The organism is Streptosporangium sp. NPDC051023, assembly GCF_040689595.1.
GTDB lineage: Bacteria > Actinomycetota > Actinomycetes > Streptosporangiales > Streptosporangiaceae > Streptosporangium.
Map to the genome: position 1 here is coordinate 1 of NZ_JBFBCE010000107.1, position 26,124 is coordinate 26,124.

Sequence of the window (26,124 nt, forward strand, 5' to 3'; positions counted from 1 at the left end):
GAGGTCCGCGCCGACATCCACGAGGCCTTCCTCAGCCTGGCCTGCGCTCTGATCTGCTGGCGCCGTCTGAGCTCATTGCGTTAGGAGTTATAAGAGGTTCCGCTGAGATAGACCTGCCTGGCCAGCGTGGTCGTCTGGCCGGTTGAGCGTCGCCAGGTGGTCCCCGAGGGGTGCGCGGTGAGCAGCACCATGATCCAGCGCTCTTTCGGCCCGACGAGCCCGGTGGTGTGCAGTACCGGGTGGCCGAGGTCGGGGACCGGGGATGCGGCCGTGGTTGCGGCGGCGGCGGTCTGCGCCACGGCCGAAACCGTGGTGGAAGCGGTGGCCGACGCCGGGGGGGGCTGAGCGGTGGGCGGGGCGGTGGCTTCGGACGGTGTGCTTCCCGGGGCTGTCTGCGAGGCCGTCCCCGCGCCCGCGGCCGGTACGCACCGGATCGGAGGCGTCGAGCCGTACCCCGACCAGCCCTGCTTGACCGCCCAGGGGCGGGGGACCGCGCGGGGGATGCCGAAATACTGGTCGAAGCCGTCGGAGCCACACTGCTCGGCGTTGCGCAGGTGGCCGAGGACGAGGCGGCTGACCCGCGGAGCGGCGCCGTCGAGCAGGTAGCGGTAGGTCCGGGCCACGTCCATCGCGCTGAGCGAGGTGTAGCCCCAGAAGCCCGGCTTGTCGGCGGGCGGAGGAGCGGTGTCGGTCAGCCGCAGTTTGCGCGCCATCCGTTCGACGATCCTGCCTTGGCCACCCCTTCTCCAGAAGGAGGTCGCGGCGTCGTCGTCGCTGACCCGCAGCATCTTCCTGAGCAGGGCGAGGTCGTTCCCGGGGACGCTGCCGTGCGACTCCAGATAGTCGATCGCGATCATGATCTTCACCACCGACGCAGACCGAAACCTCCGGTGCGCGTCGCGCTGCGCGGTGACCCTGCCCATCTGCCGGTCGAAGACCACGTATCCGGCGCGCACCCCGGCGGGCACGTACGGCTTGGCGGCGGCGGCGGAGGCGGGGCCCGCGGCGGCCAGGAGGGGCAGGGTGGTCGTGATGACCGTCAGGAGGCGTTTCACCCGCAAATGCCTACCAGATCCCGGCGCTCCGCGGGTGTCCTGTGGCGTTCCCGCCTCGGCAGGGCAGGCCGGATCCACTGGTGTCACCGGGCTCGGACCCGATCCGCCGGATCCGCTCGCCTGATTCACCGGACAGGAGCCGCCGGAGCCGCCGAAGTGGAGCCGCTGATCGGCGCCGGCCCGTCGAGCCGGTTCCACCGGGCCGCCGGGTGGGGAAGGGTAATCTCCCACCCTAAATGCAACTAAACCTGTAGGAATTACTGGTTTTGGTGTTATCGTCATGACATGTCGGCAGCTCATCTCCATCTCGCCGTCGCTCTGGACGGCGCCGGATGGCATCCGGCGGCCTGGCGCGACCCCGCCGCCTCTCCGAAAGACCTGTTCACCGCCGCCTACTGGGCCGGGCTCGTGGCCGAGGCCGAGCAAGGCCTGCTCGACTTCGTCACCATCGAGGACACCCTGGCCCTGCAGACCACGCGTCTGGACGGCCCCGACGGCCGTACCGACCAGGTGCGGGGCCGATTCGACGCCGTCGTCCTGGCGTCCAGGATCGCCCCGCTGAGCCGGCGGATCGGGCTGGTGCCCACGGTCACGACCACCCACACCGAGCCCTTCCATATCGCCAGCGCCCTGGCCACCCTCGACTACGTCAGCGGCGGCAGGGCCGGATGGCGCGTGCAGCTCTCGGGACGGAGGTCAGAGGCCGCTCACTTCGGCCGCCGGGACATCCCCGAGCTCGGACCGGCGCAGGCCGTCGCGCTGGACGACTTCCCCATCTACCACGACCTGTTCAACGAGGCCGGGGACGTCGTCGAGGTCGTGCGTCGCCTGTGGGACAGCTGGGAGGACGACGCGGTGATCCGCGACGTGGAGACCGGCCGTTTCATCGACCGCGACAAGCTCCACTACGTGGACTTCGAGGGGCCGCAGTTCAGCGTCAAGGGTCCCTCGATCGTCCCGCGCCCGCCGCAGGGACAGCCGCTGGTCACCGCGCTGGCCCACTCGCGCCTGCCGTACGAGTTCGCCGCGCGCGGCGTCGACGTCGAGTACATCACGCCGCACGACGGCGACCAGGCACGCGTCATCGTGGCGGAGATCCGCGAGATCGGAGGGGTCCAGCCGAAGGTCTTCGCCGACCTGGTCGTCTTCCTGGACGAGACCGCGCAGGCCGCCAGGGACCGCAGGTCCCGGCTCGACGACATCGACGGTGCGGCGTACGTCTCGGATGCCGCGATCTTCGCGGGTACCCCGGAGCAGCTCGCCGACCTGCTCCTCGAATGGCGTGAGGCGGGCCTCGAGGGCTACCGGCTGCGCCCCGCCGTACTGCCGACGGACCTGAACGCGATCACCCGCGGCCTGGTCCCCGAGCTGCGCCGCCGCGAGGCGTTCCGCGGCGAGTACGAGGCGACCACCCTCCGCGGGCATCTCGGGCTGTCCCGTCCGGCCAGCCGTTACGCAGGGAGCAGCCGATGAAGCAGGTCATCCTCGCCGCCCACTTCCCGGGCGTGAACAACCAGACGGTCTGGAGCGATCCAGCCTCGGGCAGCCAGATCGACTTCTCCTCCTTCGTTCACCTCGCGCAGACCGCGGAACGCGGCCGGTTCGACTTCTTCTTCCTCGCGGACGGGCAGCGGCTGCGCGAGCAGCGCGGCAGGATCCACGATCTCGACGTGGTCGGCCGCCCCGACTCGATCACCGTGCTCTCCGCTCTGGCCGCCGTCACCGACCACCTCGGGCTGGTGGGGACGATCAACGCCACCTTCAACGAGCCGTACGACCTCGCACGCAGGCTCGCCACCCTCGACCACCTGTCCGGCGGCAGGGCCGGATGGAACGTGGTCACCTCCTCGGACGCCTTCACCGGGGAGAACTTCCGCAGGGGTGGCTACCTGGACTACTCCGAGCGCTACGAGCGCGCCCAGGAGTTCGTGCGGACCGCGCGCGAGCTGTGGGACTCCTGGGCGGCCGAGGACCTCGTCGCCGACCCCGTCGCGGGAACCTTCGCCGCGGCGAACGCGGGCGAGTTCGCCCACCAGGGCACCTACTTCGACATCTCGGGCCGCTTCAACGTGCCGCGCACTCCTCAGGGTCACCCACTGACCATCCAGGCCGGAGACTCCGACGGGGGCAGGGAGTTCGCCGCGGCCAACGCCGACGCGATCTTCTCCAGGCACGGCACGCTGGAGGACGGGCAGGCCTTCTACCGCGACATCAAGGCCAGGGTCGCCGCGCACGGCAGATCGCCCGACTCGCTGAAGATCCTTCCTGGCGTCACGTTCGCGCTCGGCGACACCGACGCGGAGGCCCAGGAGAACGCCGACCACATCCGGCGGCAGCAGGTCAGCCCGCAGACCGCGATCCTGCTGCTCGAGCAGGTCTGGAACCGGGACCTGTCGTCCTACGATCCCGAGGGCCCGCTGCCGGAGATCGACCCGCTCATCTCCGACGACTCCATCATCAAGGGCCGTACCCGCCTGACCAGGGATCCGCTGCAGACGGCGGCGCAGTGGCGGGCACTGGCCGAGGAGAAGCGGCTCGGCATCCGCGACCTGATCATCGAGGTCAGCGGCAGGCAGTCCTTCATCGGCTCGCCCGCGCGGGTGGCCGAGCAGATCAACACGTTCGTGCAGAGCGACGCCTCCGACGGCTTCATCCTGGTGCCGCACCTCACACCGACCGGTCTCGACGAGTTCGTCGACAAGGTCGTCCCGCTGCTGCAGGAACGTGGCGTGCTGCGCACCGAGTACGAGGCCACGACTCTCCGAGGCCACCTCGGGCTGGAGGGCGGAGCGTGAAGTTCCTTGCCATCACGCTGATCGCGCACGGGCCCCACCCGATCACCGGCGAGCTGAAGTCGACCAACGCGCGCCTGCGCGAGGTCGTGGACAACGCGGTCCTCGTCGAGGAGCTCGGCTTCGACGGCTTCGGCGTGGGGGAGCGGCACGAACGCCCGTTCATCTCCTCCTCCCCGCCGGTCGTGCTGAGCCACATCGCCGCGAAGACGTCCACGATCAGGCTGTTCACCGCCGTCACCACGCTCAGCCTGCTCGACCCGGTCAGGGCATTCGAGGACTACGCGACCCTCGACCACCTGTCGGACGGGCGCCTCGAGCTGATCATCGGCAAGGGGAACGGCACCGCGCAGGCCGAGCTCTTCCACGTGACCGCCGAGGACCAGTGGGACCGCAACCGCGAGAGCTACGAGCTGTTCCGCCGTCTGTGGCGGGAGGACAAGGTGACCTGGTCCGGCAGATTCCGGCCCTCGCTCACCGAGGCCGAGACCTGGCCGCGTCCGCTGCAGCGGCCGATCCGCGTCTGGCACGGCAGCGCGACCAGCGAGGAGTCGGTCGACCTGGCCGCCCGGTACGGTGACCCGCTCTTCTCCGCCAACGTCACCAACCCGGTCGAGCCGTACGCCGAGTTGGTCCGCCACTACCGGGAACGCTGGGAGTTCTACGGCCACGACCCCGCGGACGCCCTCGTCGGCGCGGGCAGCGCGGGGTTCTACGCGGCCAGGACCTCCCAGGAGGCCGTCGAGACCTACCGGCCGATCTACGACGCCAGGCTCGTGCTGTTCAAGAAGAACGGGGTCGACCCGGTCTTCCACACGCTGGAGGACGCCATCGAGCGCAGCTCGATCCTGGTCGGCAGTCCTCAGCAGATCATCGACAAGGTTCACCGCTACCACGAACGGCTCGGGCACGAGGTCATGCACCTGTCCGCCGACGCCGACGGCCTGACAGACAAGCAGCACCGGGCCAGCCTCGAACTCTTCCAGAGCGACATCGCCCCCGTGCTGCGCAGGGAGATCCCCAGCAGGCCCTTCCCCGGATACGGAAGCCAGCAGCAGCACGAAAGGCAGTCATGACCTCACTGTCCATCCTCGACCTGTCCCCCGTTCCCTCGGGCGGCACGACCGGCGACGCACTGCGCAACACCCTCGACCTGGCCAAGCGCGCCGAGGAGTTCGGCTACCGGCGCTACTGGCTGGCCGAGCACCACTTCGCCTCCGGCGTGGCCAGCGCGGCGCCCGCCGTGCTCATCGGCCTGGTAGCCGCAGCGACCAGCACCATCAGGGTCGGCTCAGGCGCCGTGCAGCTCGGTCACCAGACGGCACTGGCCGTGGTCGAGCAGTTCGGCCTGATCGACGCGCTGTACCCGGGCCGGATCGATCTCGGCCTGGGCCGCTCCGGGCAGCGCAGGACGGAGCTGGTGGCCGAGGCGAAGACGCCTCCGCCGCACCAGCCCGCCAGGGTCGTGGACGGGCTGCTCATCCCCGAGCCGTTCTCCTTCGCGGCGATCGCCACCTCCCCGCTCTTCGCGCTGTACAGCTCGCTGCTGCAGCAGCCGGGGGCGCAGAGCCCGGACTTCGCCGACCAGGTCGACGACATCATCGCCCTGCTGGCCGGTACCTACCGGTCCGCGGAGGGGCTGGCCGCGCACGCCGTACCGGGGGAGGGCGCGGACGTGGAGTTGTGGATCCTGGGCAGCAGCGGCGGCCAGAGCGCGCAGGTCGCGGGAGAGCGGGGCCTGCCCTTCGCGGCGAACTACCATGTCAGCCCGTCCGCCGTGCTCGAGGCGGCCGAGGCGTACCGGGAGGCGTTCAAGCCGTCGGAGACCCTGGCTGCGCCCCATCTGATCGTCTCCGCCGACGTGGTCGTCGCCAAGGACGATGAGACGGCCCGCGAGCTGGCGTCGCCGTACGGGCTGTGGGTGCGCAGTATCCGCAGCGGCACGGGGGCGATCCCGTTCCCGACGCCTCAGGAGGCCGCGGCCCACGAGTGGACAGAGGAAGACAGGGCCCTGGTCGAGGACCGGGTCACGACCCAGTTCGTCGGCTCGCCGCGGACCGTCGCGGAGCGGCTGCGTGTCCTGCGCGACGTCACCGGCGCGGACGAGCTGCTCGTGACCACCATCACCCACGACCACGCCGATCGGGTGCGCTCCTACGAGCTGCTGGCCGGGGAGTGGGCGGCCTCCGGCGGGTGAGCTCGCGATGACTCCGGTGGCGGCCCTGGCTGGAGCCGTCACCGGAACCACCACGGCGGCCGTCCCGCCCTCGCCACGCGGAGGAACGAGCGGGGGACGGCCGTCGTAGCGGGGTTCAGTCGAAGAAACCCGTCAGGTGGCCAACGACCGCCGCGGGCTGCTCCTCGACGAAGTAGTGGCCCGTCCCGGTCACCTCGGCGACGCGGACGTCGCTTCCCTGGGCCGGCAGCACCTGGTTCATGCGCCCGTAGAAGGCGCTGTGGGCCAGGCCCAGGATCGGCGCGGTCACCCTGCCGTACGTTCGGTAGTCCTCAATGTCCTGGCCGAAAGTCTGGTACCAGCCGTTTCCGCCGCGAACGGCGTCCGGGTGGGAATACGCCTGGGCGTAAACGGCCCGGTCGCGCTCATCGATCGCCGTTTTGTCAACCAGCAGATAATCGAATATCGAGTCGACCAGATATCGCGACCTGCCGGAGACGAGCTGCTCGGGAAGGCCGTGCACCTGGTTGAACGCGAACCACCAGGGATAGAACGCCTGGCCCGGCCGGGGAAGCATGCGGAACTCGTAGTAGGACTCGTCGGGGTGGGTCACGTCCAGCACCGCGAGTTTCCTGGTCGCCTCAGGGTGGTTGACGGCGAAGCTGAACGCGATCATTGAGCCGACGTCGTGCCCGGCGATGTTGACGCTGTCGTGCCCGAGCTTGCGCACCAGCCCGTACACGTCCCGCGCCATCGTCTTCTTGTCGTATCCGGAGGCGGGCTTGTCCGAGCCGCCCATGCCGCGCAGGTCGACGACGATCACTCGATAGCGGGCCGCCAGCGCCGGCATGACCTTGCGGTACTCCCACCACGTCTGGGGCCAGCCGGGCAGCAGGACAAGCGGCTCGCCCCTGCCGCCCGTCACGTAGTGCAGCCGGACGCCGTCGACCTCGGCGTGCCGGCTGGTGAAGCCGCCGGGCAGGGAACGGGCCAGCTCGGCATCGGACGGGGCCGGGCCCCTCGCGGCGCCCTCGCCGGGCGTCGCCGCCACGGCGACACCGCCCGTGGTGGCCAGCGCGATCGCTCCGGCTCCCAGCGTCATCGCGTTGCGTCTTCCTATTGACACCTAGGGAAATCCTCTCCTCGGCCGTCTGATGAATCCCCGATCAGGGCGGATCCGATGGGGGCCGCCCTGATTCCCGCTGAACGCTCGGGCAGATCATCTCTTATTCATCTCGGAAGAGCACCCCTAATTATCTATATTGTTCCCTCCGATTACCGGCGATACCCGGATAAATGCTGGTATTTATCTTAATAAGGGGAAATGCGTGCGGAGCCCAGCTGTTCTGCGCGGACGCCCGGCACGTCACGCCGACCGGCGCGCGAAGCGGTCCATGGCCTCAAGGAGAGCCTCGGTCATGCCGGAGTGCCCCGTGCCGTGTCCCGCCTCGTCGATGAGGACCAGTGTCGAGCCGGGCCACGCCCGCGACAGCCGCCAGGCGATGTCGGGCGGCCCGCTGATGTCGAGGCGCCCGGTGACCAGGACGCCGGGGATCCCCGCGAGTCCTCCCGCCCCGCGCAGGAGTTCCTCCTCCTCCAGCCACGCGGTGTGCCGCCAGTAGTGGGTGACCAGGCGCGCGAAGACCATGCGGAACTCCGGGTCCTCGAAGATCGGGTCGGGGTGGTGGTCCCCTGAGGTGGCCACGTGGGTGTCCTCCCAGCGGCACCAGTCGCGGGCGGCCTGCTCCCTGATCGCGGGATCGGGATCGCGCAGCAGGTCGGCGTAGGCCGCCGCGAGGTCGCCGTCGCGCGCGGCCTCGGGAACCCCGTCGCGGAAGCGCGCCCACTCCGCGGGGAAGACGCGGCCCATGTCGCGCGTCACCCACTCGACCTCACGGCGGGTCGTGGTGACCACGCTGAACAGTACGATCTCCGAGACCCGCTCCGGATGCCGCTGCGCGTAGGCCAGCCCGAGCGTGGACCCCCACGATCCGCCGAAGAGCAGCCACCTGCCGATCCCGAGACGCTCTCGCAGCCTCTCGATGTCGGCCAGCAGGTGACCCGTTGTGTTGACGGACAGGTCGGTGTTCGGGGCACCCGCGCTGGGCGTGCTCCTGCCGCAGCCGCGCTGGTCGAACAGCACCACCCGGTACGCCTCCGGGTCGAAGTAGCGCCGCCATCCCGGGGTGCACCCCGAGCCGGGACCGCCGTGCAGCACGAGGGCGGGCTTTCCCTCGGGGTTGCCGCAGGTCTCCCAGTAGACGAGGTTGCCGTCGCCGACGTCGAGCATCCCGCTGTCGTACGGCTCGATGTCCGGGTAGAGGCCGCCCATGTTGCTGTCCTTTTCGTTCGGTGCCGGCCGGGGTCAGGCCCGTTTGGCGATGGCGGTGATGAGGGGCTGGACCAGGCGGGCGGCCAGCGGGCCGAAGGCGGCGAGGATGAGGACGTACGCCGCGGCCAGCGGACCCAGGTCGGGATGGATCCCGGCGGCGACGGCGAGCCCGGCGATCACGATGTTGAACTCCCCCCTGGGGATGAGCGCGATGCCCGCCCGCGCCTGTCCCGCCTTGGCGATCCCGGCCCGCCGGGCGGCGTAGGCGCCGGTGAGCAGCTTGGTGATCATGCTGACCAGGGCGAGCAGCGCGGCCAGCCCGGCGACCGGGCCGATCTTGGTGGGGTCGGTCTGCAGGCCGAAGAAGACGAAGAACACCGCGGCGAACAGGTCGCGGAGCGGGGTCAGCAGCGCCTGGGCGTCCTCGGCCAGTTCTCCGGACAGCGCGATGCCGACCAGGAAGGCGCCGACGGCCGCCGACACCTGGAGCTGCTGGGCCACTCCGGCGACCAGCAGCGCGAGCCCGACCACCTTCAGCAGCAGCACCTCGGAGTTGGGGCTGGCCACGAAGGCCTCGATGAAGCGGCCGTAGCGGAGCGCGACCAGCAGCACGACGCTGACCGTGCCCAGCGCGATCGCCACGGTGACCGCTCCGCTTGCCAGGCTCAGCCCGGCCAGCATGGCGGTGAGGACCGGCAGGTAGACCGCCATGGTCAGGTCCTCGAAGACCAGCAGGGACAGCACGACCGGGGTCTCTCGGTTGCCGATCCACCCCAGGTCGGACAGGACCTTGGCGGTGATGCCCGAGGAGGTCGCGTAGGTGACCCCGGCCATGGCCACGGCGGCGACCGGGCCCCAGCCGAGCAGCAGCGCGGTGACCGCGCCGGGGGCCGCGTTGAGCAGCAGGTCGACGACCCCGGCGCGGGCGTTGCCCTTCAGGCTGGTCACGAGTTCGTCGGCGTTGTACTCGAGGCCGAGGGTGAGCAGCAGCAGGATGACGCCGAGCTCGGCGCCGACCGAGATGAACTCCTCACTGGTCGCCAGGGGGATGATGCCGCCGGTGCCGAAGGCGAGACCGGCGAGCAGGTAGAGAGGGATGGGGGAGATACCGACGCGCAGCGCGAGCGCGCCGAGGATGCCGAGTCCGAGCAGGACGGCGCCGAGTTCGAGGAAGAGGATCGCTGTGTGCACCCGGCGCCCTATCCGTGGGCGAGGATGTCGGAGACCGCCGCGGTGCTCTCCGGGCTGCCGACGACGACCACCACGTCACCGCCGTCGAGCGCGAAGCCGGGCCCCGGGCTGGCGAACACCTGTCCGCCGCGGACCACGGCCACGATGGACGCGCCGGTGCGGGTGCGGACCCGCGCGTCGCCCATCGGCCTCCCCGCGTACGGCGTGCCCGGCGAGATCGGAAGCTGAAGGCTGACCAGGCCCTCGACCTCCCGGTGCAGGGCGTTGAGGCGCTGCACGATGCGCGGGGCGCCGAGCAGCTCGGCCAGCGCGTCGGCCTCCTCGTCGTTCAGTTTGACGGTCTCGCACGCGCGGTCGGGATCGGCGGGATCGTATATCACCAGGTCGCGGCGGCCCGTGCGATGGGAGACGATCCCTATCCGCCGGCCTGATCGCGTGGTGAACTCGTGCCGCAGCCCTATCCCGGGCAGTGCCGTCTGCTCGACCTCCACTGTGACAATCCTCCACTTATGCGTATATCGACGGGTTTGTCGAACCTATCAACGAACGGCGCCGCCTCCGGTTCCGCGTATAACCGGTATTACCGATTGACTTTGCGGGTTATATGCCTGACGATGGGCGGGACCGTCGGCGTCGCAGCACGCGGTTCGACGCGACCCTGGAGAACCCGTCGTGAAATTCCACTGGTTCCTGCCGACCGCCGGTGACAGCCGGGCTCTCACCGGCGGCGGCCACGGCCTCAAAAGAGGCCACGGCCGTTCCGAGACGGCGGCGTTCCGCCCGCCGGACATCGAGTACCTCGCGCAGGTCGCCCGCTCGGCCGAGCAGCTCGGCTTCGAGGCCGTCCTGACCCCGACCGGGACCTGGTGCGAGGACGCCTGGCTGGTCACGGCCGCGCTGACCAGGGAGACCGAGCGGCTGAAGTTCCTGGTCGCGTTCCGCCCCGGCCTGCTGTCGCCGACCCTGGCCGCGCAGATGGCCGCGACCTACCAGCGCCTGTCACGAGGCAGGCTCCTGCTCAACGTGGTGACCGGGGGAGAGGCGGCCGAGCAGGCCAGGTTCGGCGACCACCTGTCGAAGGACGAGCGCTACGAGCGCACCGACGAGTTCCTGTCGATCGTGCGCGGCGCGTGGAGCGGCACGCCGTACGACTTCGTGGGCGAGCACTACCGGATCGACGGCGCGACCGTCGCCGAGGTGCCCGACCCGCTCCCCGAGATCTACTTCGGTGGCTCCTCACCGGCCGCGGGGCCCGTCGCGGCCAGGCACGTGGACGTCTACCTGACCTGGGGCGAACCGCCCGGCCAGGTGGCGGAGAAGATCGAGTGGATCCGCGGGCTCGCCGAGGAACGGGGGCGCAAGCTCAGATTCGGCATCCGGCTGCACGTCATCACCCGGGACACCGAGCGGGACGCCTGGGCCGAGGCCGAACGCCTGCTGGCCGCGCTCGACCCCGCGGACATCAGAACGGCCAGGGAGGCGCTGAGCCACAGCGAGTCGGTCGGCCAGCAACGGATGCTCGCCCTGCACGAGGGCTTCGCCGGCGGTACGGCCCGCGACCTGGAGATCCACCCGAACCTCTGGGCCGGGGTCGGCCTCGTCAGGGGAGGCGCAGGAACCGCGCTGGTCGGCAGCCACGCCCAGGTGGCCGAGCGGATCGAGGAGTACGCGGCGCTCGGCGTCGAGGAGTTCGTGCTGTCCGGCTACCCGCACCTGGAGGAGGCCTACTGGTTCGGCGAGGGGGTGCTTCCCCGGGTGCTCGCCCCCGCGCTCAGGTGACCGCGACCGCGCCCGGCCGGTACGGCCCGCGCCGAGGGCGGGGCCGGGCGGACGTCCTGTCAGGGGGATGCGAAGACCGTCACCGGTTCAGGCGCGCGACGACCAGATCGGTGAAGCCATTGGCCAGCAGGATGACGGCGATGGCGGTCAGCAGGATGCCCGCGACCCGGTCGAGGAGCATGGCGCCGTTCAGGGAGATGCGGCGTTCGACGTGACCCGCCAGATAGACGGTCAGGCCGGTGACGGCCGCGAAGGCGATCGCGGCGACAGACAACCATGCCTTCTCCCTGATGCCGGAGGCTTCCGCGGACGCCGCGACACCGAAGGCGAAGGTGGTCCCTCCGACCGTCAACGGGAAGGTCAGCGGTGTGAACAGCACCGACTGTGTGTCTCCGGCCGCGGGCTCAGGGACCGGCTCGGAGCCCGATTCGATTAGCTTTTGCTTCTCCAACTCCTCCACGGCGCCCGCCTTGCCGCGCATGAGGGGAATGGCGGCATAGGCCAGGGCGATGCCGCCGGTGGCGGTGAGCGCGGCGGTGCTGATCCCCAGAACTCTCAGCAGCGGCTCACCCAGCCAGAGGGCGGCCAGCACGAACACCGCGACGTTGAGGGCCAGCCCCAGGGACAGGCGCATGATCTGCCTGTTGTCGAAGGGACGCAGGATCGGCAGGTAGGACGCCAGAGCCGCGACCGGGCTGTAAAGGCCGAACAGGGCCAGGAACAGAATCAGCGCCGGGTGGCTGGTCATCGCACCCCTCCCGACCGGGGAGCGCGGGCGGTCACAGCCCGTCTCGCAGGATGGGGCAGGTCATGCAGTGGCCGCCGCCACGCCCCTTGCCCAGCTCGAACCCCTCGATCTCCACGACCTCGACGCCGTGATCGCGGAGTTTGTGGTTGGTGAACTCGTTCTTGTGGTAGCCCACGACCACCCCGGGTTCCAGCGCGACGAAGTTGCTGCCGCTGTCCCATTGTTCCCGCGCCTGCTGGAAGTCGTCGCCGCCCGTGGGAATCACCTCGAGCCTGCCGATGCCCAGGGCGTCGGCGATCGCGGTGGCTAGGCCGGGATCACGGTGTACCTCCAGGGTTGCGTCCTTGTCGCCTGGCCGCAGTGAGTACACCGCCGCGTTGTCGACGACCGGCGGGTATCCGGTGGCCTTGTTGACGTCCAGCAGGGTGAACACGGTGTCCAGGTGCATGTAGGAGCGGCTGGGCGGGATGTTCACCGCGATCACCCGGGTGGCGGCCTGCCGGGCGAACAGCGCCAGGGCGATGTGCTCGATCATTCGCGTGGTGGTGCGCTCGCTGACCCCGATCGCGACCGCTCCGTTGCCGATCGGCATCATGTCGCCGCCTTCGAGCGAGGCCCGGCCGAAGTCCTCCTCGTCGAAGCCTCCGTCATCGCCCATTGGCGGGTACCAGTAGGTGAAGTCGTCCTGGGCGAACATCGGGTGGTAGTGGTAGACGATGCTCTGGTTGATCGTCTCCAGTCGCCTGGCGTGAAAGAACAGCGGGTTCAGTGACACCCCGCCGTACAGCCACGCCGACGGGTCACGCTGGTACAGCGTGTTGGGCAGCGGCGGCAGGATGAACGTGTTCGGCTCGGCCATCGCGGCGACCAGGCAGCGCGCGTCGAACCCCTCCCTGCTCTCCCGAACCCCGGAGAAGAACTCCTCCTTGGTCAGGCCGCCGATCAGGTGCTCGGCCAGCTTCGCCCCGGACCAGCCCGCCAGCTCGCTGCGGATCTCCTCCACCAGCACCGGCCCGACCGACAGGTGGGTGACCGTGCGCTCGACGGCGTGCCGCTTGGCCTCCGGATCGGCGTCCAGTGCCTCGGCCAGCAGCTCCTGGTGGTGGAACACCTCGATGCCGCGCTCACGCATCACCGCGACGAACGCGTCGTGTTCGACCTGCGCGCGGCCGACCCACAGCACGTCGTCGTAGAGCAGATCGTCCTTGTTCGCAGGAGTCAGCCGTTTCAGGCTCAGATCCGGGCGGTGAACGATCACCTGCCGGAGCCTGCCGACCTCCGAATGAACTCCGTACCTCGTGACCATCGTGCCCCGTCCGTGAACCAGCCTCGTGTTCCAGGCGCACAGCGGATCCGCATGGTCTCCGAAGGGGCCGTGAGCCCCGGCGGCCCACGCCGGCCACAAACGGTAACCATCCGAGTCGCCTCTGTCGCTCTGCGTACCCGTGGCCTTCACGCGAAAACTCGTTCCGGGGTACTTCCCCTCAGTGCCTGCCCGCCCGCCGGTCGGCGCCGGTGCCGGGATCGGTACCGTGCTCCCCGGTTCCACGACCGCTTCGCCGTACGGCGCTTCCGTCCGCGCCGTACTCGGAACCGCGGCGCGCGCGGCGGTTCGCGACCACGTCGGCGACCGCGACCGCCAGCGCGGCCAGTACGAAGCCGATGGTGACCAGCAGCGCCGTTCTGAACGCCGTGGCGTGGTCGCCGTGTGAGGAGGCGACCCCGGAGAAGAACACCGAGCCGATCGCCGCGATGCCGAGGGCCGTGCCGATCCGCTGCCCCGTCTGCAGCACCCCGCCCGCGGTGCCCGCCTCCGAGACCGGGACCTGGGACAGCGTCAGCGTCTGGTTCGGCGAGATCACCAGGCCGCTGCCCAGGCCCGCCAGGAGCAGCGGCGCCGCGATCGCCCACGCGACGCCCTGCCCCGAGTAGAGTCGCGCGGCCAGCTCGGTGACGGCCAGTCCGGTCGCGACCGTCACCAGTCCCACGACCACCATCGGCCTGCCGAATCTGGTGACGACCCGGCCGCCCAGTACGGAGGCCAGCGCGGATCCCGCCGCGAACGGGGTGCTCGCCAGTCCCGCCTCCAGCGGGGAGTAGTGCAGCCCGTTCTGCAGGTAGATGGTGAGGATGAAGAAGATCGCGGTGAAACCGGCGAAGTAGAGCGCCGCGATCACGGCGCCGAAGGCGTAGGAGCGCCTGCCGAACAGCGACAGGTTGACCATCGGCTCGTGACGGCGTCCGTACCGGCGTTCCCAGCCCGTGAAGACCGCGATCACGGCGAGTCCCGCGACGGGCAGCAGCCACTTCCCCGGGCCCGGCCACTGCTGTCCCTCGACGAGCGGCAACAGGATCAGCACGAGCCCGGCGGCCAGCAGCAGCACGCCCACGGGGTCCATGCTCTTGCGCGAGCGTTTCTCCGGAGGGCGGCGCGGGATGTAGCGGTAGGCCAGGGCGATGGCGAGCAGGCCGATCGGCACGTTGACGTAGAAGACGAGGCGCCAGCCGTCCAGCTCGCCGCCCAGGCGGATGAGCAGGCCGCCGAGCATCGGGCCGATCGCGGTCGAGATGCCGATGGTCGCGCCGAGCAGCCCGAACGCCCTGCCTCGCTCCGCTCCCCGGAAAAGCTGCTGGATCAGCCCGCTGACCTGCGGGTTGACCACCCCGCCTGCGATTCCCTGGACGAGTCTCGCGACGACCAGCCAGGTCGAGGTCCGGGCGAGCCCGGCCGCCGCGCTGGCCAGGGTGAACAGGGCGACGCCGAAGACGAAGGCGTTGCGTCTGCCGCGCATGTCGCCGAACCGTCCCGCGGGCACCAGCACCAGGCCGAAGGTGAGGGCGTAGCCGGAGACCACCCACTGCAGGTCGCTCTGCGGCGCGCCGAGCCCGGTGCGGATGGAGGGTAGTGCGACGTTGACGATGCTGATGTCCAGCAGCGTCATGAAGCCGGAGACCAGGCAGACGATCAGCGCCTTCCAGCGGCGCGGGTCCGCCTCCTCCCGCCACCGGGTCGCCGGTGTCCCGCCGGGGCGGGCCTCGGGGCTCATACGGCCGGGGCCGGGCGCGCGTGTTCCGTGCGTGCCGGGGGCCCGTACGGCCTCGGGGCGCCGGGCGTGATGGGCGTTCGGCTGGAAACCATCATGACCGCCTTGGTCTCGACCTGCGGTAGGACTTCTCACGCTTTAGCGGCACATACCTACCCTTTTCGGGTAGTCCAATCACCGTCTGTCGCTTCGCCGCGGGGGCCGGCGATGGGTTCTCCCGCGGGCGATCCACTGTACGCGGAGCGTCGTCCCCCCGGGGGAAGACCACCGGAAACAGGTACGGCGGGCGGCTGTGGCCGCCCGCCGTACCTGTCACCCGATGCCCGGGATGGTTCTAGAGGGTTTCCCCGAGTCGTTCAGCGGGTCAGATCCGCTGCCAGAGGGCGGGAACGTTCGGCGGCTCCCAGCCGGGGTAGGCCGTGTGACCCTGGATGCAGCGGTAGCTGGATCCGCCGTAGGTGACGATGTCGCCCGCCGCGTAGGTCTTCCACGCGGCCCACTCGTTGCCGCCCTGCCCGCCGTTGACGGTGAGGGTGAGGGTGGCCGTGTGGGTCACCGGACCGGTGGCGGTGACGGTGATGGTGTAGGTGCCCGCCGGGGTGGTCGAGGACGTGGCGACGTTGAGCGTCGAGCTGTCACCGCTGTTGACCGTCGAGGGGCTGAAGGACACGGTGGTGCCCGAGGGGGCGCCGCTCGCGCTCAGCGAGACCGACCGCGAGTTGCCGGTGGTGACCGCGGTGCTGACGGTGGCCGTGGCCGAGGCGCCTTGCTGGACCGTGACCGTGCTCGGGCTGACCGAGACCGAGTAGTCGTCCGTCGGAGGCTGGCCGCCGACGGTGAGCCTGAAGGAGGCCGACTTGGCGCCGCTGGCCGCGCTGCCGTTCAGGTTGATGGTGTAGGTGCCCGCCGGGGTACCTGCGGAGGTGGAGACGGTGACCGTCGAGCTCTGACCGCTGGTGACGGTCGAGGGGCTGAAGGACACGGTGGTGCCCGAGGGGGCGCCGCTCGCGCTCAGCGAGACCGACTGCGCGCTGCCCGAGGTGGTCTGGGTGCTCAGCGTCGCCGTGGTCGAGGAACCCGCCTGCACCGTGGCAGAGGCCGGGTTGACCGAGAGCGAGTAGTCGTTGGAGGGCGCGTCGGTGACGCCGAGCTTCCACACCGCGTTCGCGATGGCGTCGGCGTTGATGTCCAGCGCGGTGGCGTTGATGTTGCTGGTGGTGTCGCAGGAGGAGTGGTAGCAGCGGTCGAAGGCCACGTTGGCCTGGCCGCCCCACTTGGCCGCCTGCGCCGAGGTCTTGCGGGTCTCGGCGCCGGTGAAGATGCCGCCGACCTTCACGCCCGCGTTCTTGAACCCTGTGTGGTCACTGCGCCCGTCGCCCTCGGTCTCGATCTCCGTGGGGATGTTCTTGCTGGCGTAGTAGTCGTTGAAGACCTTCTGGATCGCCGGGACGTCGTCGTAGACGAAGTAGCCAGGGTTGGGCGAGGCGGTCATGTCGAAGTTCAGGTAGGTGTCGATGCCGCTCGTGCCGCTGTTCTGCACGTAGTACTTCGAGCCGACCAGGCCCGCCTCCTCGGCGGCCCACCAGGCGAGGCGCAGGTGCTTGTTGAGGTTCGGCTTGAGGCTGGCCACGTTCAGGGCCAGCTCCAGCAGGGTCGCCGACCCCGAGCCGTTGTCGTTGATGCCGGGCCCGGCGGACACGCTGTCCAGGTGGCTGCCCAGCATGAGGGTTGGGCTCGCGGGACCGGAGGGCCAGTTGGCGATCAGGTTGGAGTGGGTGCGCCCGTTGTAGCTGAAGTTCTGGATCGTGGTGGTGTAACCGGCCGCGTCCAGCTTGCCCTTCACGTAGTTCAGCGACGCCGTGTAGCCGGCCGACCCGGACACGCGGTTGCCGCCGTTGCTGCTGGCGATCGACTGGAACTGGTTCAGGTGGGCCTGGATGTTGGCCACTGACAGATCCGGTGCCGCGAGTGCGGCTCGGGCGCCCGCTGCCGGTGCCGCGACGGCGGTTGTGGCGCCTGCCACGGATGATGCGGCCATGGCGACGGCGGCCAGTACGGCGACCGCGCCTAACTTGACCTTGGGATTCACGCGGGGTGACTCCTCTCGGTGTCCCTTGGGGGGTTAGAGGGATGCAAGGAGCCCTGACGGTTTGGGCTGGACCAAAGCTCGCATCGGGAGCAGCGAGCGGAGTACCCCACGAATGTGGATAACTTCGGGATATGGTCGCCTAAACCGGCCGGGAGGCAGGATATGGTCGTTTAGACCGGCGGGGAAAGAGGCACATGGCGCCTCAGCCAGGAGGCGTAGACCGGCGCGCGCCGTACCTCCGACCAGTAGGTCTTGGTCACCGCCTGGACCAGGTCCGGGCCGTGCCTGGCTATGGGGCCGTGCTCGGTCCATCCGATCATGTGCCGGAACCGTAGCGGGGTCCCCGCGAGCGGCCGGATGACGATCCCCGGGTAGCCCTTGCTGGTCGCCTGGAACATGCCGACGCACCTGCCCGCGGAGATCAGGTCGATGGCGAGACTGAGGTCGGCGGAGTAGGCGATCTTCGGTGCGAAACCCTGCCGGGCGCAGGCCGCCCAGAAGTGTTCCCGATGCCCTGCCTCCGCCAGCGCGTGCAGGGTCCAGTCCTCGCAGGCGAGATCGCGTAGCTCGACCTCCTCCCGTTGGGCGAGTGGATGGGTCGCGGCCAGGCCGACGAAGATCGGTTCGACGGCCACGCCCGCGTAGACCACCCCGGGAGGTGGGGTGAGCTCGTGTCCCGGATAGTCGCCCAGAGTCGCGAGCTCGAGCCGTTCGGACTCGAGCAGTCCGGGCAGCAGGTCCATGGCCTCCTCGGTGCGGACGGTGATGTCGGCACCGGTCAGCAGCTCGTGAAGGCACTTGATGACATTTATCGCTAGGTGGCTGGACATACAGCCCACCCGAATTTTGAGCTTCTCCGCGGCCTGTTCGGCGTAGCGCATGCCGTCTCGCCGAAGCTCGTCGAAGGCGGGCAGGAGCGAGCGTGAACGGACCAGTACCCACATGCCGAGCTGTGTGGGCCGTGCCCCTTCCCGGCCTCGCTCGAACAGCGGCCCACCGAACATGCGTTCGATGCGACGCAGTTGCGTGGCGAGCGCAGGCTGCGACATCTTGAGGGCTGCCGCCGCCTTGGAAATGCTGCCCGAGTCGGCGATCGCACAGATCGCCCGTAAATGACGCACTTCTAGGTCCACACCAGAAGGTTAATAGTAAAGAACCTTTCCGGTAAGGCCTAACTTTGTGACGCGTTGTTTTGATGGGTGAAATATTGTCATTTGTGCTGCGTGTGGCGTTGTGGAGCCGCATACCAAATCGCATATGACGGGTCGATATGGGCCGCTATAGGGCACAAAAGGGACATTTTTCACACCTTGTCCAACCGGTGAACGGCGTTCGGGTTACCGCAGGAGCCGGGTGAGATCGGGCGGCGGTGAGAAGGTGAGACGGCCGCCCGAGTGGACGGGAGAGGCGAAGACGACGACCTTGCCCGGGGTGCCGGTGGAGAGGGTCGTGACCGGGCGGACGTGGCAGTGGCCGTGGGAGAGCCGGTGTGCCGGCAACGGCCCCCGGCCGTTCTCCACGAGCAGCGGCAGGCCGATCTCCTCGACCGAGTCCAGCAGGTTGAGGATGGTGCGGACCTCGTAGAGGTCGGGATCGCCGTCGACGACCTCACACCAGGTGGGGATGGCGCCGAGGCTGAAGAGGCGCAGCTCGTACGGCGGGCGGGCGTGCTTCTTCGCGTTGGCGGCCGGCTCCGCCACGACGGTCTCGGCGTCGGCGTCGGCGTCGTCGTCCAGACCGGTGCGCTCGAGAGTCTCCCTGACGACGGCGCGGGCCCGGCGCGGGACCGATCTCGGCCGGAGGAGCTTGACCGTCATCCGGATGTCGTCTGGGCTCGCCGCCGTCGCGGGGGGCCGCGCGTCCGGCCCTGCCTGGGGAGGCACGATGTGCGCGGGGTGATATGGGACGCCTCGGGGAAGGCCTCCGGCTGGCCGCATCGACACGCTCCGTTCGCTCTGGTGATCGTCCACAGCAGGAAACGTCACGGGGCCGGGGAGGTGAACGCCGCTACCTCTCCGTTCGGCGTCGTGCGACGGGGCGTCTGCCCGCACTGGTCGCCCGCTGGTCGTTTCCGTCGGGAGGTGGCGCCCCTCGGCGAATCATTGTCACAATGAGTGGTCATCTCATCACCAAAGGGAGTCATTGTGGAGACACGGGGTCGCGTCGGCCGTCCCGAGCTGGTCAGGGCGCGCATGCGACGGGGCATGACCCAGGAGGCGGCGGCGGAGGCGGTCGGGGTCGCCGCGACGACCTGGGCCAGGTGGGAGCGCGGGGAGCAGGGCGTCCGCGCCTGCTATCGGGCGCGGATGGCCACCGTGTTCGAGGTCGAGGCGGTCGAGGTCGAACGATGGATAGAGGGGTGGGCCTTCGGGGAGAGTGCATCGTGGCCCATCGCGGACTTCAGGGACACATCGGTGGCGGCTACGGTGAAAGCGGTCGCGCACCTGTGGAGGTTGGAGATGGAGCCGTCCCGCCGCCATCTGCTGGCCACACTCCCCTTCGTGCCTTCGGCCCTGGGGGAGTGGCTGACCTCCTGGAATTACGGTGATCCGCCTGTGACGACGGCGCACCACGGGTCCGGGCCGGTCGTGGGGCTCGCCGACGTCGCGCGTATCAATGAGGCTCGCAGAGCGTTCAGTCAGATGGACCATCAGTTCGGGGCTGGCCTGGTTCGTCCGGTGGTTCTCAGATATCTGAACGGCAACGTCGCGCCGTTGCTGCGCGGACGCTATGACGCCAGGGTCGGAGGCGAGCTGATGAGCGCTGCGGCGGGGATGAGCCGGTTGGCGGGGTGGACGGCCTTTGACGTCAATCACCACGGTCAGGCGCAGCGGCACTTCGGCCAGGCGCTCAAGCTGGCCAAAGCAGGCGATGACGCGCTGACCGGCGCCTGGGTGATGGCGACGCTGACCCGGCAGGCGATTCACCTGGAGCAGTCCACTTGGGCGGTGTGGCTCGCACGAGCCGCTGCCGACACCGCTCGCCGGGCGCAGGCGCCCCCGCGTGTCATGGCGTTGATGTTGATCAGAGAGGCCTGGGCCACGGCCTTGCAGGCAAGACCCGCCGAGACCGGAGGCGGCCATGTTGCCAGGCAGGTCGAAGGACTGCTCGTCGAAGCCGAGCGCGCCCACGCGCAAGGCGTAACCGACCGCGATCCCGAGTGGACCGTCATGTACGAGGCGGAAGAGCTTAACGCAGAGGCGGGCAACTGCTGGCGTCTGCTCGGCGACCACCGTCGGGCGGCGGAGTACGCGGAGGCGGCCGTGGCCGGGTTCGGCGCACGCCTTCCTCGATCCGCTCAGCTCAACCAGGTGCACGCCGCTGAGGCGTATCTGGAGAAGGGGGAGCTGGAGCAGGCCCTGGACTCCGCCCGGGCTGCCATTCCGGCGGCCAAGGCGCTGTCCTCGGCTCGCTCGGTCGAGCTTGTCCGGCGGTTCGCCGCCCGGCTCGAGCCGTGCGGTGGCAGCATGATGGTCCGTGAGTTCCGTGACTACCTGAACGCCGAGCTCGCCGCCTGACCGTCCGCTGTTCGGGGTTCGCCGATCGACCGACACTCTCATAGCCTTATGTGACATCGTTTTCACATACTGTCATCGTCCTTCTCTGTGGCGATGACTGGCATCCAGTGACCGAGGTGAACGACAGGGGTACGGTTCCAGTGAGACGAATCGCGGGAGGAGTGGTGCGACAACCGGAACGCGGACTACGGCTCATGTGTTCTCGTTGTCGCCGTCGACATCGACGATCCCCTGGACGCCTCCGACATGGAGTGTGTGCGTGAGGTGGTCCGGCTGCACGGTGGTAAGAGTGCGACCGGTCTCAAGAACCTCTCCTACGAGACCGTCCCCATGATCGAGGCGCAGGCGGGTGGTGAGCGGGGAGTCCTGCTCGATCTCAACCGGGCGCGACGCCGCGCGCAGGTCCTCGCCCTCCGCGAGCGCTTCCGGGCGCGGCGTGCGACACAACCTCCTCAGCAGGACGATCCAGGCGCCGGCGAGACACTCAGGGCGGAGTTCCTGGAGACCCGAGACAGCCTTCGGCGAGCCAACGCGAAGACACTGGATGATCGATGAAGGGGGCCATCCGCAAGGGTGGTGTCTACCTCGCATCCGACAGGTCGCTCACGATGCCCCTCAACGACCGGCGTAACTATCATCAGTCGTCGTGCTCGTCGCCTTGGTCTCGGCCCTGGTTGTGCTCGCCCATCTGGTCTTCACCCTGGTGCTCCTGCCGTTCGTTCTGCTTTTCTCGTGCTGGACGCGCCCGCGGAGGGGGCCTCGGACAGGCCGATCCGGTGGTGCAGGCGGCGCAGCGGCGCGGGCGCCCACCAGTTGGCGCGCCCGGCCAGCCGCATGAGGGCGGGCACCAGCACCGCGCGGATCACCGTGGCGTCGACCGCGACGGTCAGCGCCATGCCGATGCCGAGTTCCTTGAGGAAGACGACCCCGCTCGTGGCGTAGGTGGCGAACGACAGCGCGAGGATCACCGCAGCCGCGGTGACCAGCGGGGCACTGCGGGCGATACCGGTCGCGACCGAGTCGCGCGGGTCGCCGGTGCGCTCGTACTCCTCCTTGATCCGGGCCAGCAAGAAGATCTCGTAGTCCATCGACAGGCCGTAGGCGACGCAGAACATCAGGATGGGAATGCTCGGCTCGAGCGAACCGGTCGAGGTGAAACCGAGCGGGCCCGACAGGTGGCCGTCCTGGAAGACCCACACCAGCACGCCGAACATCACCGACAGGCTCACCAGGTTGAGCAGCGAGGTCTTCAGCGGTGCGACGAGGCTGCCGGTCATCAGGAACAACATCACGAAGGTCACCAGCACGATCAGTGCCGCGACCAGCAGCAGGCGGCCGACGACGCCGTCGTGGTAGTCGGTCATCTCGGCGGGCGAGCCGCCCACCGAAACCCCGAAGGGCGCCGGTACGGCGCGGACGGCGCGCACCAGGCCGGTCGCGCCGGAGTCCAGGCGCGCGGAGGAGGCCACGACCGACAGCCAGGTCCCGTCGTGACCGACCTGTCCGGTGAAACGGCCCGGTGCGGAGTCGCCGACCCGCAGTCCGCCGCTGAAGGACCCGGCGGCCGAGTCGACGCGCACGACGCCGCCTATGCGGGACAGCGCCGCGGCGTAGGGCCCGGCCGCCGCGGCGGTCCCGGCGGGGGCGACGACCTGCAGGGCGTCCGCCTCCTCGGCGGCGAAATTCGCGCGGACCTGGTCGTACAGCAGGCGAGCGGGCGCTGAGGCGGGCAGCACCCGGTCGTCGGGCGGCCCGAACCGCAGGCCCAGGAACGGCGCGCCGAGCAGGCCGAGCTCGCCGACGCGCTCGCGCCGCTCCAGACGGCGCTGCGCGCCCGCATCGAGCGGATCCTCGGGGAGCTGGCGCCGGGCCAGGATGGCGCCGGGCGCACCCGTGCCGCGCTGACCTGCATCCACATCGTGCAGGGCGTGATACCGCTGATCACCGCCGCGGATCCGGCCGAGCGCCCGCTGCTGACCGCCGAACTGAAGAAGGTGCTGCACGGCTACCTGAAGCCGCTGACCGCGCGCCCGTGAAGTTGGTGCCCCTCGCTCTTTTGTCCGTGCGGTCGGTGCTCAACGGTGGTCGGTGGGGCCGAGCCTGTTCCACAGACGGGTGAGGTCGGGGAGGGGGAGGAAGGCCGGACGGCCGCCGGAGAGAACGGGCAGGGCGAAGGCGACGGCCTTTCCCGGATCGCCGGTGGCGAGGGCCGTGGTCGGGTGGACATGACAGTGACCGCCGGAGAGCCGGTGGGCCAGCAACAGGCCCCGGCCGTTCTCGGCGAGCAACGGCAGGCCGATCTCCTCGACCGAGCACAGCAGGCCGAGGACGACGCGGACCTCGTAGAGATCGGGATCGCCGTCGACGATCTCGCACCAGGCGGGGACGACACCCAGACTGAAGACACGCAGCTCGTACGGCGGGCGGGCATGCTTCTCCGCGTTCGCGGCCAGCTCCGCCACGACGATCTCCGCGTCGGCGACGGCGTCGTCGCCGAGGCCGGCCCGCCCGAGCACCTGCCGGACCACGGCTCGGGCCCGGCGTGAGGCCGAGCCGGACTGGAGGACCTTGACCGTCACGCGGACGTCGTCGTGCCCCGTCACGGGGCCGTGACGGTCGTCCGGCCCCGGCTGGGGAGGCACGATGTGCGCGGGGTGGTAGGGAACACCTCGGGAAGGGCCGCCGGATGGCCGCATGAACACGCTCCGTTCGCTCTGAGTGACGGTGTACAGCAGAAAACGTCACCGGCCGGGGAGCGTGAACGCCGGGACTCGTCCGTTCCTCGCTGCGCGGCGGGCCGCCTGTCCGCACTGGTCGCTTACTGATCGTTTCCATGGGCGGGTGGCGGTGGGAGTCGCACTGATATCACAATGAGTGGTCATCTCATCACCATAAGGAGTTCTTGTGGAGACACGGGGTCGTGCGGGCCGTCCCGAGCTGGCCAGAGCGCGGATGCAGCGGGGGATGACCCAGGAGGCGGCGGCGGAGGCGATCGGGGTCGCGGCGACGACCTGGGCGCGATGGGAACGCGGGGAGCAGGGGGTCCGCGCGTGCTATCGGGCGAGGATGGCGGCCGTGTTCGAGGTCGAGGCGGTGGAGGTCGAGCGGTGGATAGAGGGGTGGGCCTATGGGGAGAGCCCATCCTGGCCCGTCTCGGACTTCGGGGGTGACTCCCTGGCGGCTACCGTGAGAACGGTCGCGCGTCTGTGGAGGTTTGAGATGGACCCGTCCCGGCGTCACCTGCTGGCCTCGCTGCCGTTCGTGCCCTCGGCTCTGGGCGAGTGGCTGTCCTCGTGGACCTATGGGAACGAGGCTGGCTCGACGGCGCACCACGGGGCCGGGTCGGTCGTGGGGCTGGCCGACGTCGAGCGGATCAATGAGGCACACAAGGCGTTCAGCCAGATGGACCAGCAGTTCGGAGCCGGGGTGGTGCGACCGGTGGTGATGAACTATCTGAACAGCAGCGTGGCACCCCTCCTGCGGGGCCGTTACAGCGATCGGGTCGGTGCCGAGTTGATGACGGCGGCGGCGGGAATGACCGAACTGGCGGGCTGGACGGCTTTCGACCTCGGTCATCACGGTCAGGCGCAGCACTACTTCGGCCAGGCACTCAAGCTGGCGGAGGCCGGGAACGACCTCATGACCGGTGCCTGGGTGCTGATGACGTTGACGCAGCAGGCCATCTATCTGCAGCAGCCCAAATGGGCGATGTGGCTGGCACGTGCCGCCGTCGACAGCGCTCGCCGGGGACAGGCGCCACCGGGCGTCATGGCATTGGCGCTGGTCAAGGAGGCCGGGGCGACGGCTTCACAGGGTACTTCCGAGGGCAAGCCGGACAGGCACAGCATCCGGCGGGTCGAACACCTGCTCTCCGAGGCTGAACGCGCGCATGCTCAAGGAGTTGCTGAGCGGGACCCGGCCTGGCTCACCGCTTATGGCACGCCCGGATTGACGGCCGCGATCGGCTGCTGCTGGTACCAGATCGGTGAACACCGGCGGGCAGCGGCCTGCGCGGAGACGGCGGTGGGCGACTACGGCGAGCGCTTCCCCCGGGCCGTTCAGTTCACCCAGGTCAACGCTGCTGAGGCCTACCTCGGAATGGGGGAGTTGGAACAGGCTCTCCACTCCGCACGAACCGCCATCCCGAGAACCAAGGCGCTGGCCTCTTCCCGTCTGGTCGAGCGTCTTCGCCAGTTCAGTGATCGGCTTGAGCCGTACGGCGGCAGCGTGATGATACGCAAGTTCCGGGATCACCTGAACAGCGAACTCGTCGCCTGATCAGGCGTGAGACGGTACGGGGATGGAGGATGTCATGAGGTCTCCGGTGTCCGAACGCCCCAAGCGCACCCTGGTGAGGATCGGACCGCTGATTCTGGCATCCTTCCTGCTCGGCGCCTGTCAGATGGGGCCGGGCGAACTTTTCATCATCACCAACCAGAGTGACGAGACGGTCGTCGTCACAAGAAACGGAAACGTGTATGCGACGCTTCCTCCCGGCCGGGGAAACGAGACCGCCTTGGTAGGCGACTGTCCCGACGGCCCGTCTTCGGGCGACCGGTTCTCGGCCACGTCAGCCAGCGGCAGGCACTACGACTACGAAGGGCCGGTCTGCAACGGGCGCGAGTGGCGGATAGGAACGGCGAGTCGTCCGCCGGTCTTTCCCTCACCCACCTGAGACAGGCCCCGACGCATCGTCGGGCTGGCCCCGGATACGGCGAAAAACCGGATGGGCCGCTGCCGATCTTCCATTTATCAGGACCCCTCGGGGGGATCGGCCGGGGAAACGGCAGGCGGAGAACGGCCTGCGGGTTCCTCGGCCGTCGGTCCCGTGTCTCGTGCCGTTCACTCGGAGGCGTGCTGCCAGTAGGGGTCTCGGTAGAGCACGATGGTGGTGCCGCGCAGCAGTTCGTCGGGGGCGGAGACCAGGACGAGCTCGCCCGCGGCCTCCAACTGGCGCAGGACGTCGCGGACGCGGGGGCCGACCGGCAGCCGGCCGACGGGCAGGCCGAGGACGGCGCGGACCGTGTCGGCCACCTGGGAGAGCTGGAAGGGGCCGGTCAGCGGGGCGATCACCTTGCGGACGAGGTCGACGGTGATCGTCGCCTCCGCCTCGGCGTACGCGAGTTCCCAGCTGAGCTGCGCCTTACGCTTGCCGGTCCCGGCGCACGAGGTGCAGCGCTGGGAGAAGTTCGGCATGATCTGCTCGATCGCGGTGCCCAGGCAGGTGGTGCACTGGTTGGTCTCCATCGCGTGCAGCTCGGCGGCGTCCCGGTCGGCCAGATGCTTGCCGCACAGGCACAGGTAGTTCCTGAAGCCGCCACGGACCACGAGGAGATCGTCGGCGTCGTCCGGAACCTCGTCCCACAGCGTGGTTATCGTGTGCTTTTTCATAATTGCGCG

24 protein-coding genes are annotated in these 26,124 nt (G+C 69.5%); 10 read left to right on the top strand and 14 right to left on the bottom strand.

Annotated elements, in window-relative coordinates; all coding sequences use genetic code 11:
- Positions 1–80 precede the first annotated feature (80 nt).
- Positions 81–1,055, bottom strand: coding sequence for a hypothetical protein (locus tag AB0395_RS41870; RefSeq protein WP_366291881.1), 975 nt, complete (start codon positions 1,053–1,055; stop codon positions 81–83).
- 285 nt (positions 1,056–1,340) lie between these two features.
- Here AB0395_RS41870 and AB0395_RS41875 point away from each other — a divergent pair, with 285 nt between their 5' ends.
- The 4 genes from AB0395_RS41875 to AB0395_RS41890 are packed head-to-tail and all read left to right on the top strand — an operon-like array spanning position 1,341 to position 6,044.
- Positions 1,341–2,528 (top strand): LLM class flavin-dependent oxidoreductase, encoded by a 1,188-nt coding sequence (locus AB0395_RS41875; RefSeq protein WP_366291884.1) that lies wholly within the window; start codon positions 1,341–1,343, stop codon positions 2,526–2,528.
- Positions 2,525–3,850 (top strand): NtaA/DmoA family FMN-dependent monooxygenase, encoded by a 1,326-nt coding sequence (locus AB0395_RS41880; protein WP_366291887.1) that lies wholly within the window; start codon positions 2,525–2,527, stop codon positions 3,848–3,850. Before AB0395_RS41875 ends, AB0395_RS41880 begins: the two co-directional genes overlap by 4 nt.
- Positions 3,847–4,923, top strand: a complete 1,077-nt coding sequence (locus tag AB0395_RS41885) for an LLM class flavin-dependent oxidoreductase (protein WP_366291890.1) — start codon at positions 3,847–3,849, stop codon at positions 4,921–4,923. Before AB0395_RS41880 ends, AB0395_RS41885 begins: the two co-directional genes overlap by 4 nt.
- On the top strand, positions 4,920–6,044 hold the full coding sequence (locus AB0395_RS41890) for an LLM class flavin-dependent oxidoreductase (RefSeq protein ID WP_366291893.1): 1,125 nt from the start codon (positions 4,920–4,922) through the stop codon (positions 6,042–6,044). Before AB0395_RS41885 ends, AB0395_RS41890 begins: the two co-directional genes overlap by 4 nt.
- A gap of 115 nt (positions 6,045–6,159) precedes the next feature.
- On the opposite strand, the gene AB0395_RS41895 is transcribed toward AB0395_RS41890, so the two are convergent.
- The 4 genes from AB0395_RS41895 to AB0395_RS41910 all read right to left on the bottom strand — a co-directional run bounded on the left by AB0395_RS41895 (position 6,160) and on the right by AB0395_RS41910 (position 10,037).
- Complete coding sequence (locus AB0395_RS41895; protein ID WP_366291896.1) at positions 6,160–7,149, bottom strand: alpha/beta hydrolase; 990 nt, start codon at positions 7,147–7,149, stop codon at positions 6,160–6,162.
- Between the two features lie 240 nt (positions 7,150–7,389).
- Positions 7,390–8,355, bottom strand: a complete 966-nt coding sequence (pip, locus tag AB0395_RS41900; protein ID WP_366291898.1) for a prolyl aminopeptidase — start codon at positions 8,353–8,355, stop codon at positions 7,390–7,392.
- 33 nt (positions 8,356–8,388) lie between these two features.
- On the bottom strand, positions 8,389–9,546 hold the full coding sequence (locus AB0395_RS41905) for a cation:proton antiporter (RefSeq protein ID WP_366291901.1): 1,158 nt from the start codon (positions 9,544–9,546) through the stop codon (positions 8,389–8,391).
- Positions 9,547–9,554: 8 nt separating this feature from the next.
- Positions 9,555–10,037, bottom strand: a complete 483-nt coding sequence (locus AB0395_RS41910; RefSeq protein ID WP_366291904.1) for a cation:proton antiporter regulatory subunit — start codon at positions 10,035–10,037, stop codon at positions 9,555–9,557.
- A 181-nt stretch (positions 10,038–10,218) separates the two neighbouring features.
- On the opposite strand from AB0395_RS41910, the gene AB0395_RS41915 reads away from it, so the two are divergent.
- Complete coding sequence (locus tag AB0395_RS41915) at positions 10,219–11,325, top strand: LLM class flavin-dependent oxidoreductase (protein WP_366291907.1); 1,107 nt, start codon at positions 10,219–10,221, stop codon at positions 11,323–11,325.
- Between the two features lie 79 nt (positions 11,326–11,404).
- Here AB0395_RS41915 and AB0395_RS41920 read toward each other — a convergent pair whose 3' ends face one another.
- The 6 genes from AB0395_RS41920 to AB0395_RS41945 all read right to left on the bottom strand — a co-directional run bounded on the left by AB0395_RS41920 (position 11,405) and on the right by AB0395_RS41945 (position 19,023).
- On the bottom strand, positions 11,405–12,073 hold the full coding sequence (locus tag AB0395_RS41920) for a MarC family protein (RefSeq protein WP_366291910.1): 669 nt from the start codon (positions 12,071–12,073) through the stop codon (positions 11,405–11,407).
- Positions 12,074–12,104: 31 nt separating this feature from the next.
- Positions 12,105–13,379 carry an arginine deiminase gene (locus AB0395_RS41925; protein ID WP_366291913.1) on the bottom strand — a complete coding sequence of 425 codons (1,275 nt, stop codon included), beginning with the start codon at positions 13,377–13,379 and terminating at the stop codon, positions 12,105–12,107.
- A 178-nt stretch (positions 13,380–13,557) separates the two neighbouring features.
- Positions 13,558–15,120 (bottom strand): MFS transporter, encoded by a 1,563-nt coding sequence (locus tag AB0395_RS41930; protein WP_366291916.1) that lies wholly within the window; start codon positions 15,118–15,120, stop codon positions 13,558–13,560.
- Positions 15,121–15,481: 361 nt separating this feature from the next.
- Positions 15,482–17,206 (bottom strand): M28 family peptidase, encoded by a 1,725-nt coding sequence (locus AB0395_RS41935; RefSeq protein ID WP_366291918.1) that lies wholly within the window; start codon positions 17,204–17,206, stop codon positions 15,482–15,484.
- 170 nt (positions 17,207–17,376) lie between these two features.
- Positions 17,377–18,339: a LysR family transcriptional regulator gene (locus tag AB0395_RS41940; RefSeq protein ID WP_366291920.1), complete on the bottom strand. Its 963-nt coding sequence runs from the start codon at positions 18,337–18,339 to the stop codon at positions 17,377–17,379.
- 204 nt (positions 18,340–18,543) lie between these two features.
- Positions 18,544–19,023: a hypothetical protein gene (locus tag AB0395_RS41945; RefSeq protein WP_366291922.1), complete on the bottom strand. Its 480-nt coding sequence runs from the start codon at positions 19,021–19,023 to the stop codon at positions 18,544–18,546.
- 327 nt (positions 19,024–19,350) lie between these two features.
- On the opposite strand from AB0395_RS41945, the gene AB0395_RS41950 reads away from it, so the two are divergent.
- A complete protein-coding gene (locus AB0395_RS41950; protein ID WP_366291925.1) occupies positions 19,351–20,724 on the top strand; it encodes a helix-turn-helix domain-containing protein in 1,374 nt (457 codons plus the stop codon).
- Between the two features lie 255 nt (positions 20,725–20,979).
- Positions 20,980–21,279, top strand: coding sequence for a hypothetical protein (locus AB0395_RS41955; RefSeq protein WP_366291928.1), 300 nt, complete (start codon positions 20,980–20,982; stop codon positions 21,277–21,279).
- A gap of 140 nt (positions 21,280–21,419) precedes the next feature.
- On the opposite strand, the gene AB0395_RS41960 is transcribed toward AB0395_RS41955, so the two are convergent.
- Entirely contained in the window at positions 21,420–22,640 is a 1,221-nt protein-coding gene (locus AB0395_RS41960; RefSeq protein ID WP_366291931.1) for an MMPL family transporter, read from the bottom strand.
- Between AB0395_RS41960 and AB0395_RS41965 the strand changes: the two genes are divergently transcribed.
- Positions 22,563–22,760 (top strand): hypothetical protein, encoded by a 198-nt coding sequence (locus AB0395_RS41965; RefSeq protein ID WP_366291961.1) that lies wholly within the window; start codon positions 22,563–22,565, stop codon positions 22,758–22,760. The two genes, AB0395_RS41960 and AB0395_RS41965, sit on opposite strands and share 78 nt — an antisense overlap.
- A 39-nt stretch (positions 22,761–22,799) precedes the next feature.
- On the opposite strand, the gene AB0395_RS41970 is transcribed toward AB0395_RS41965, so the two are convergent.
- Positions 22,800–23,420: a hypothetical protein gene (locus AB0395_RS41970; RefSeq protein ID WP_366291934.1), complete on the bottom strand. Its 621-nt coding sequence runs from the start codon at positions 23,418–23,420 to the stop codon at positions 22,800–22,802.
- Between the two features lie 208 nt (positions 23,421–23,628).
- On the opposite strand from AB0395_RS41970, the gene AB0395_RS41975 reads away from it, so the two are divergent.
- Positions 23,629–25,002: a helix-turn-helix domain-containing protein gene (locus AB0395_RS41975; RefSeq protein ID WP_366291937.1), complete on the top strand. Its 1,374-nt coding sequence runs from the start codon at positions 23,629–23,631 to the stop codon at positions 25,000–25,002.
- 34 nt (positions 25,003–25,036) lie between these two features.
- On the top strand, positions 25,037–25,399 hold the full coding sequence (locus AB0395_RS41980) for a hypothetical protein (RefSeq protein ID WP_366291939.1): 363 nt from the start codon (positions 25,037–25,039) through the stop codon (positions 25,397–25,399).
- A 167-nt stretch (positions 25,400–25,566) separates the two neighbouring features.
- Here the strand turns inward: AB0395_RS41980 and AB0395_RS41985 are convergent, their stop codons facing one another.
- On the bottom strand, positions 25,567–26,115 hold the full coding sequence (locus tag AB0395_RS41985) for a hypothetical protein (RefSeq protein WP_366291941.1): 549 nt from the start codon (positions 26,113–26,115) through the stop codon (positions 25,567–25,569).
- Positions 26,116–26,124: the final 9 nt, after the last annotated feature.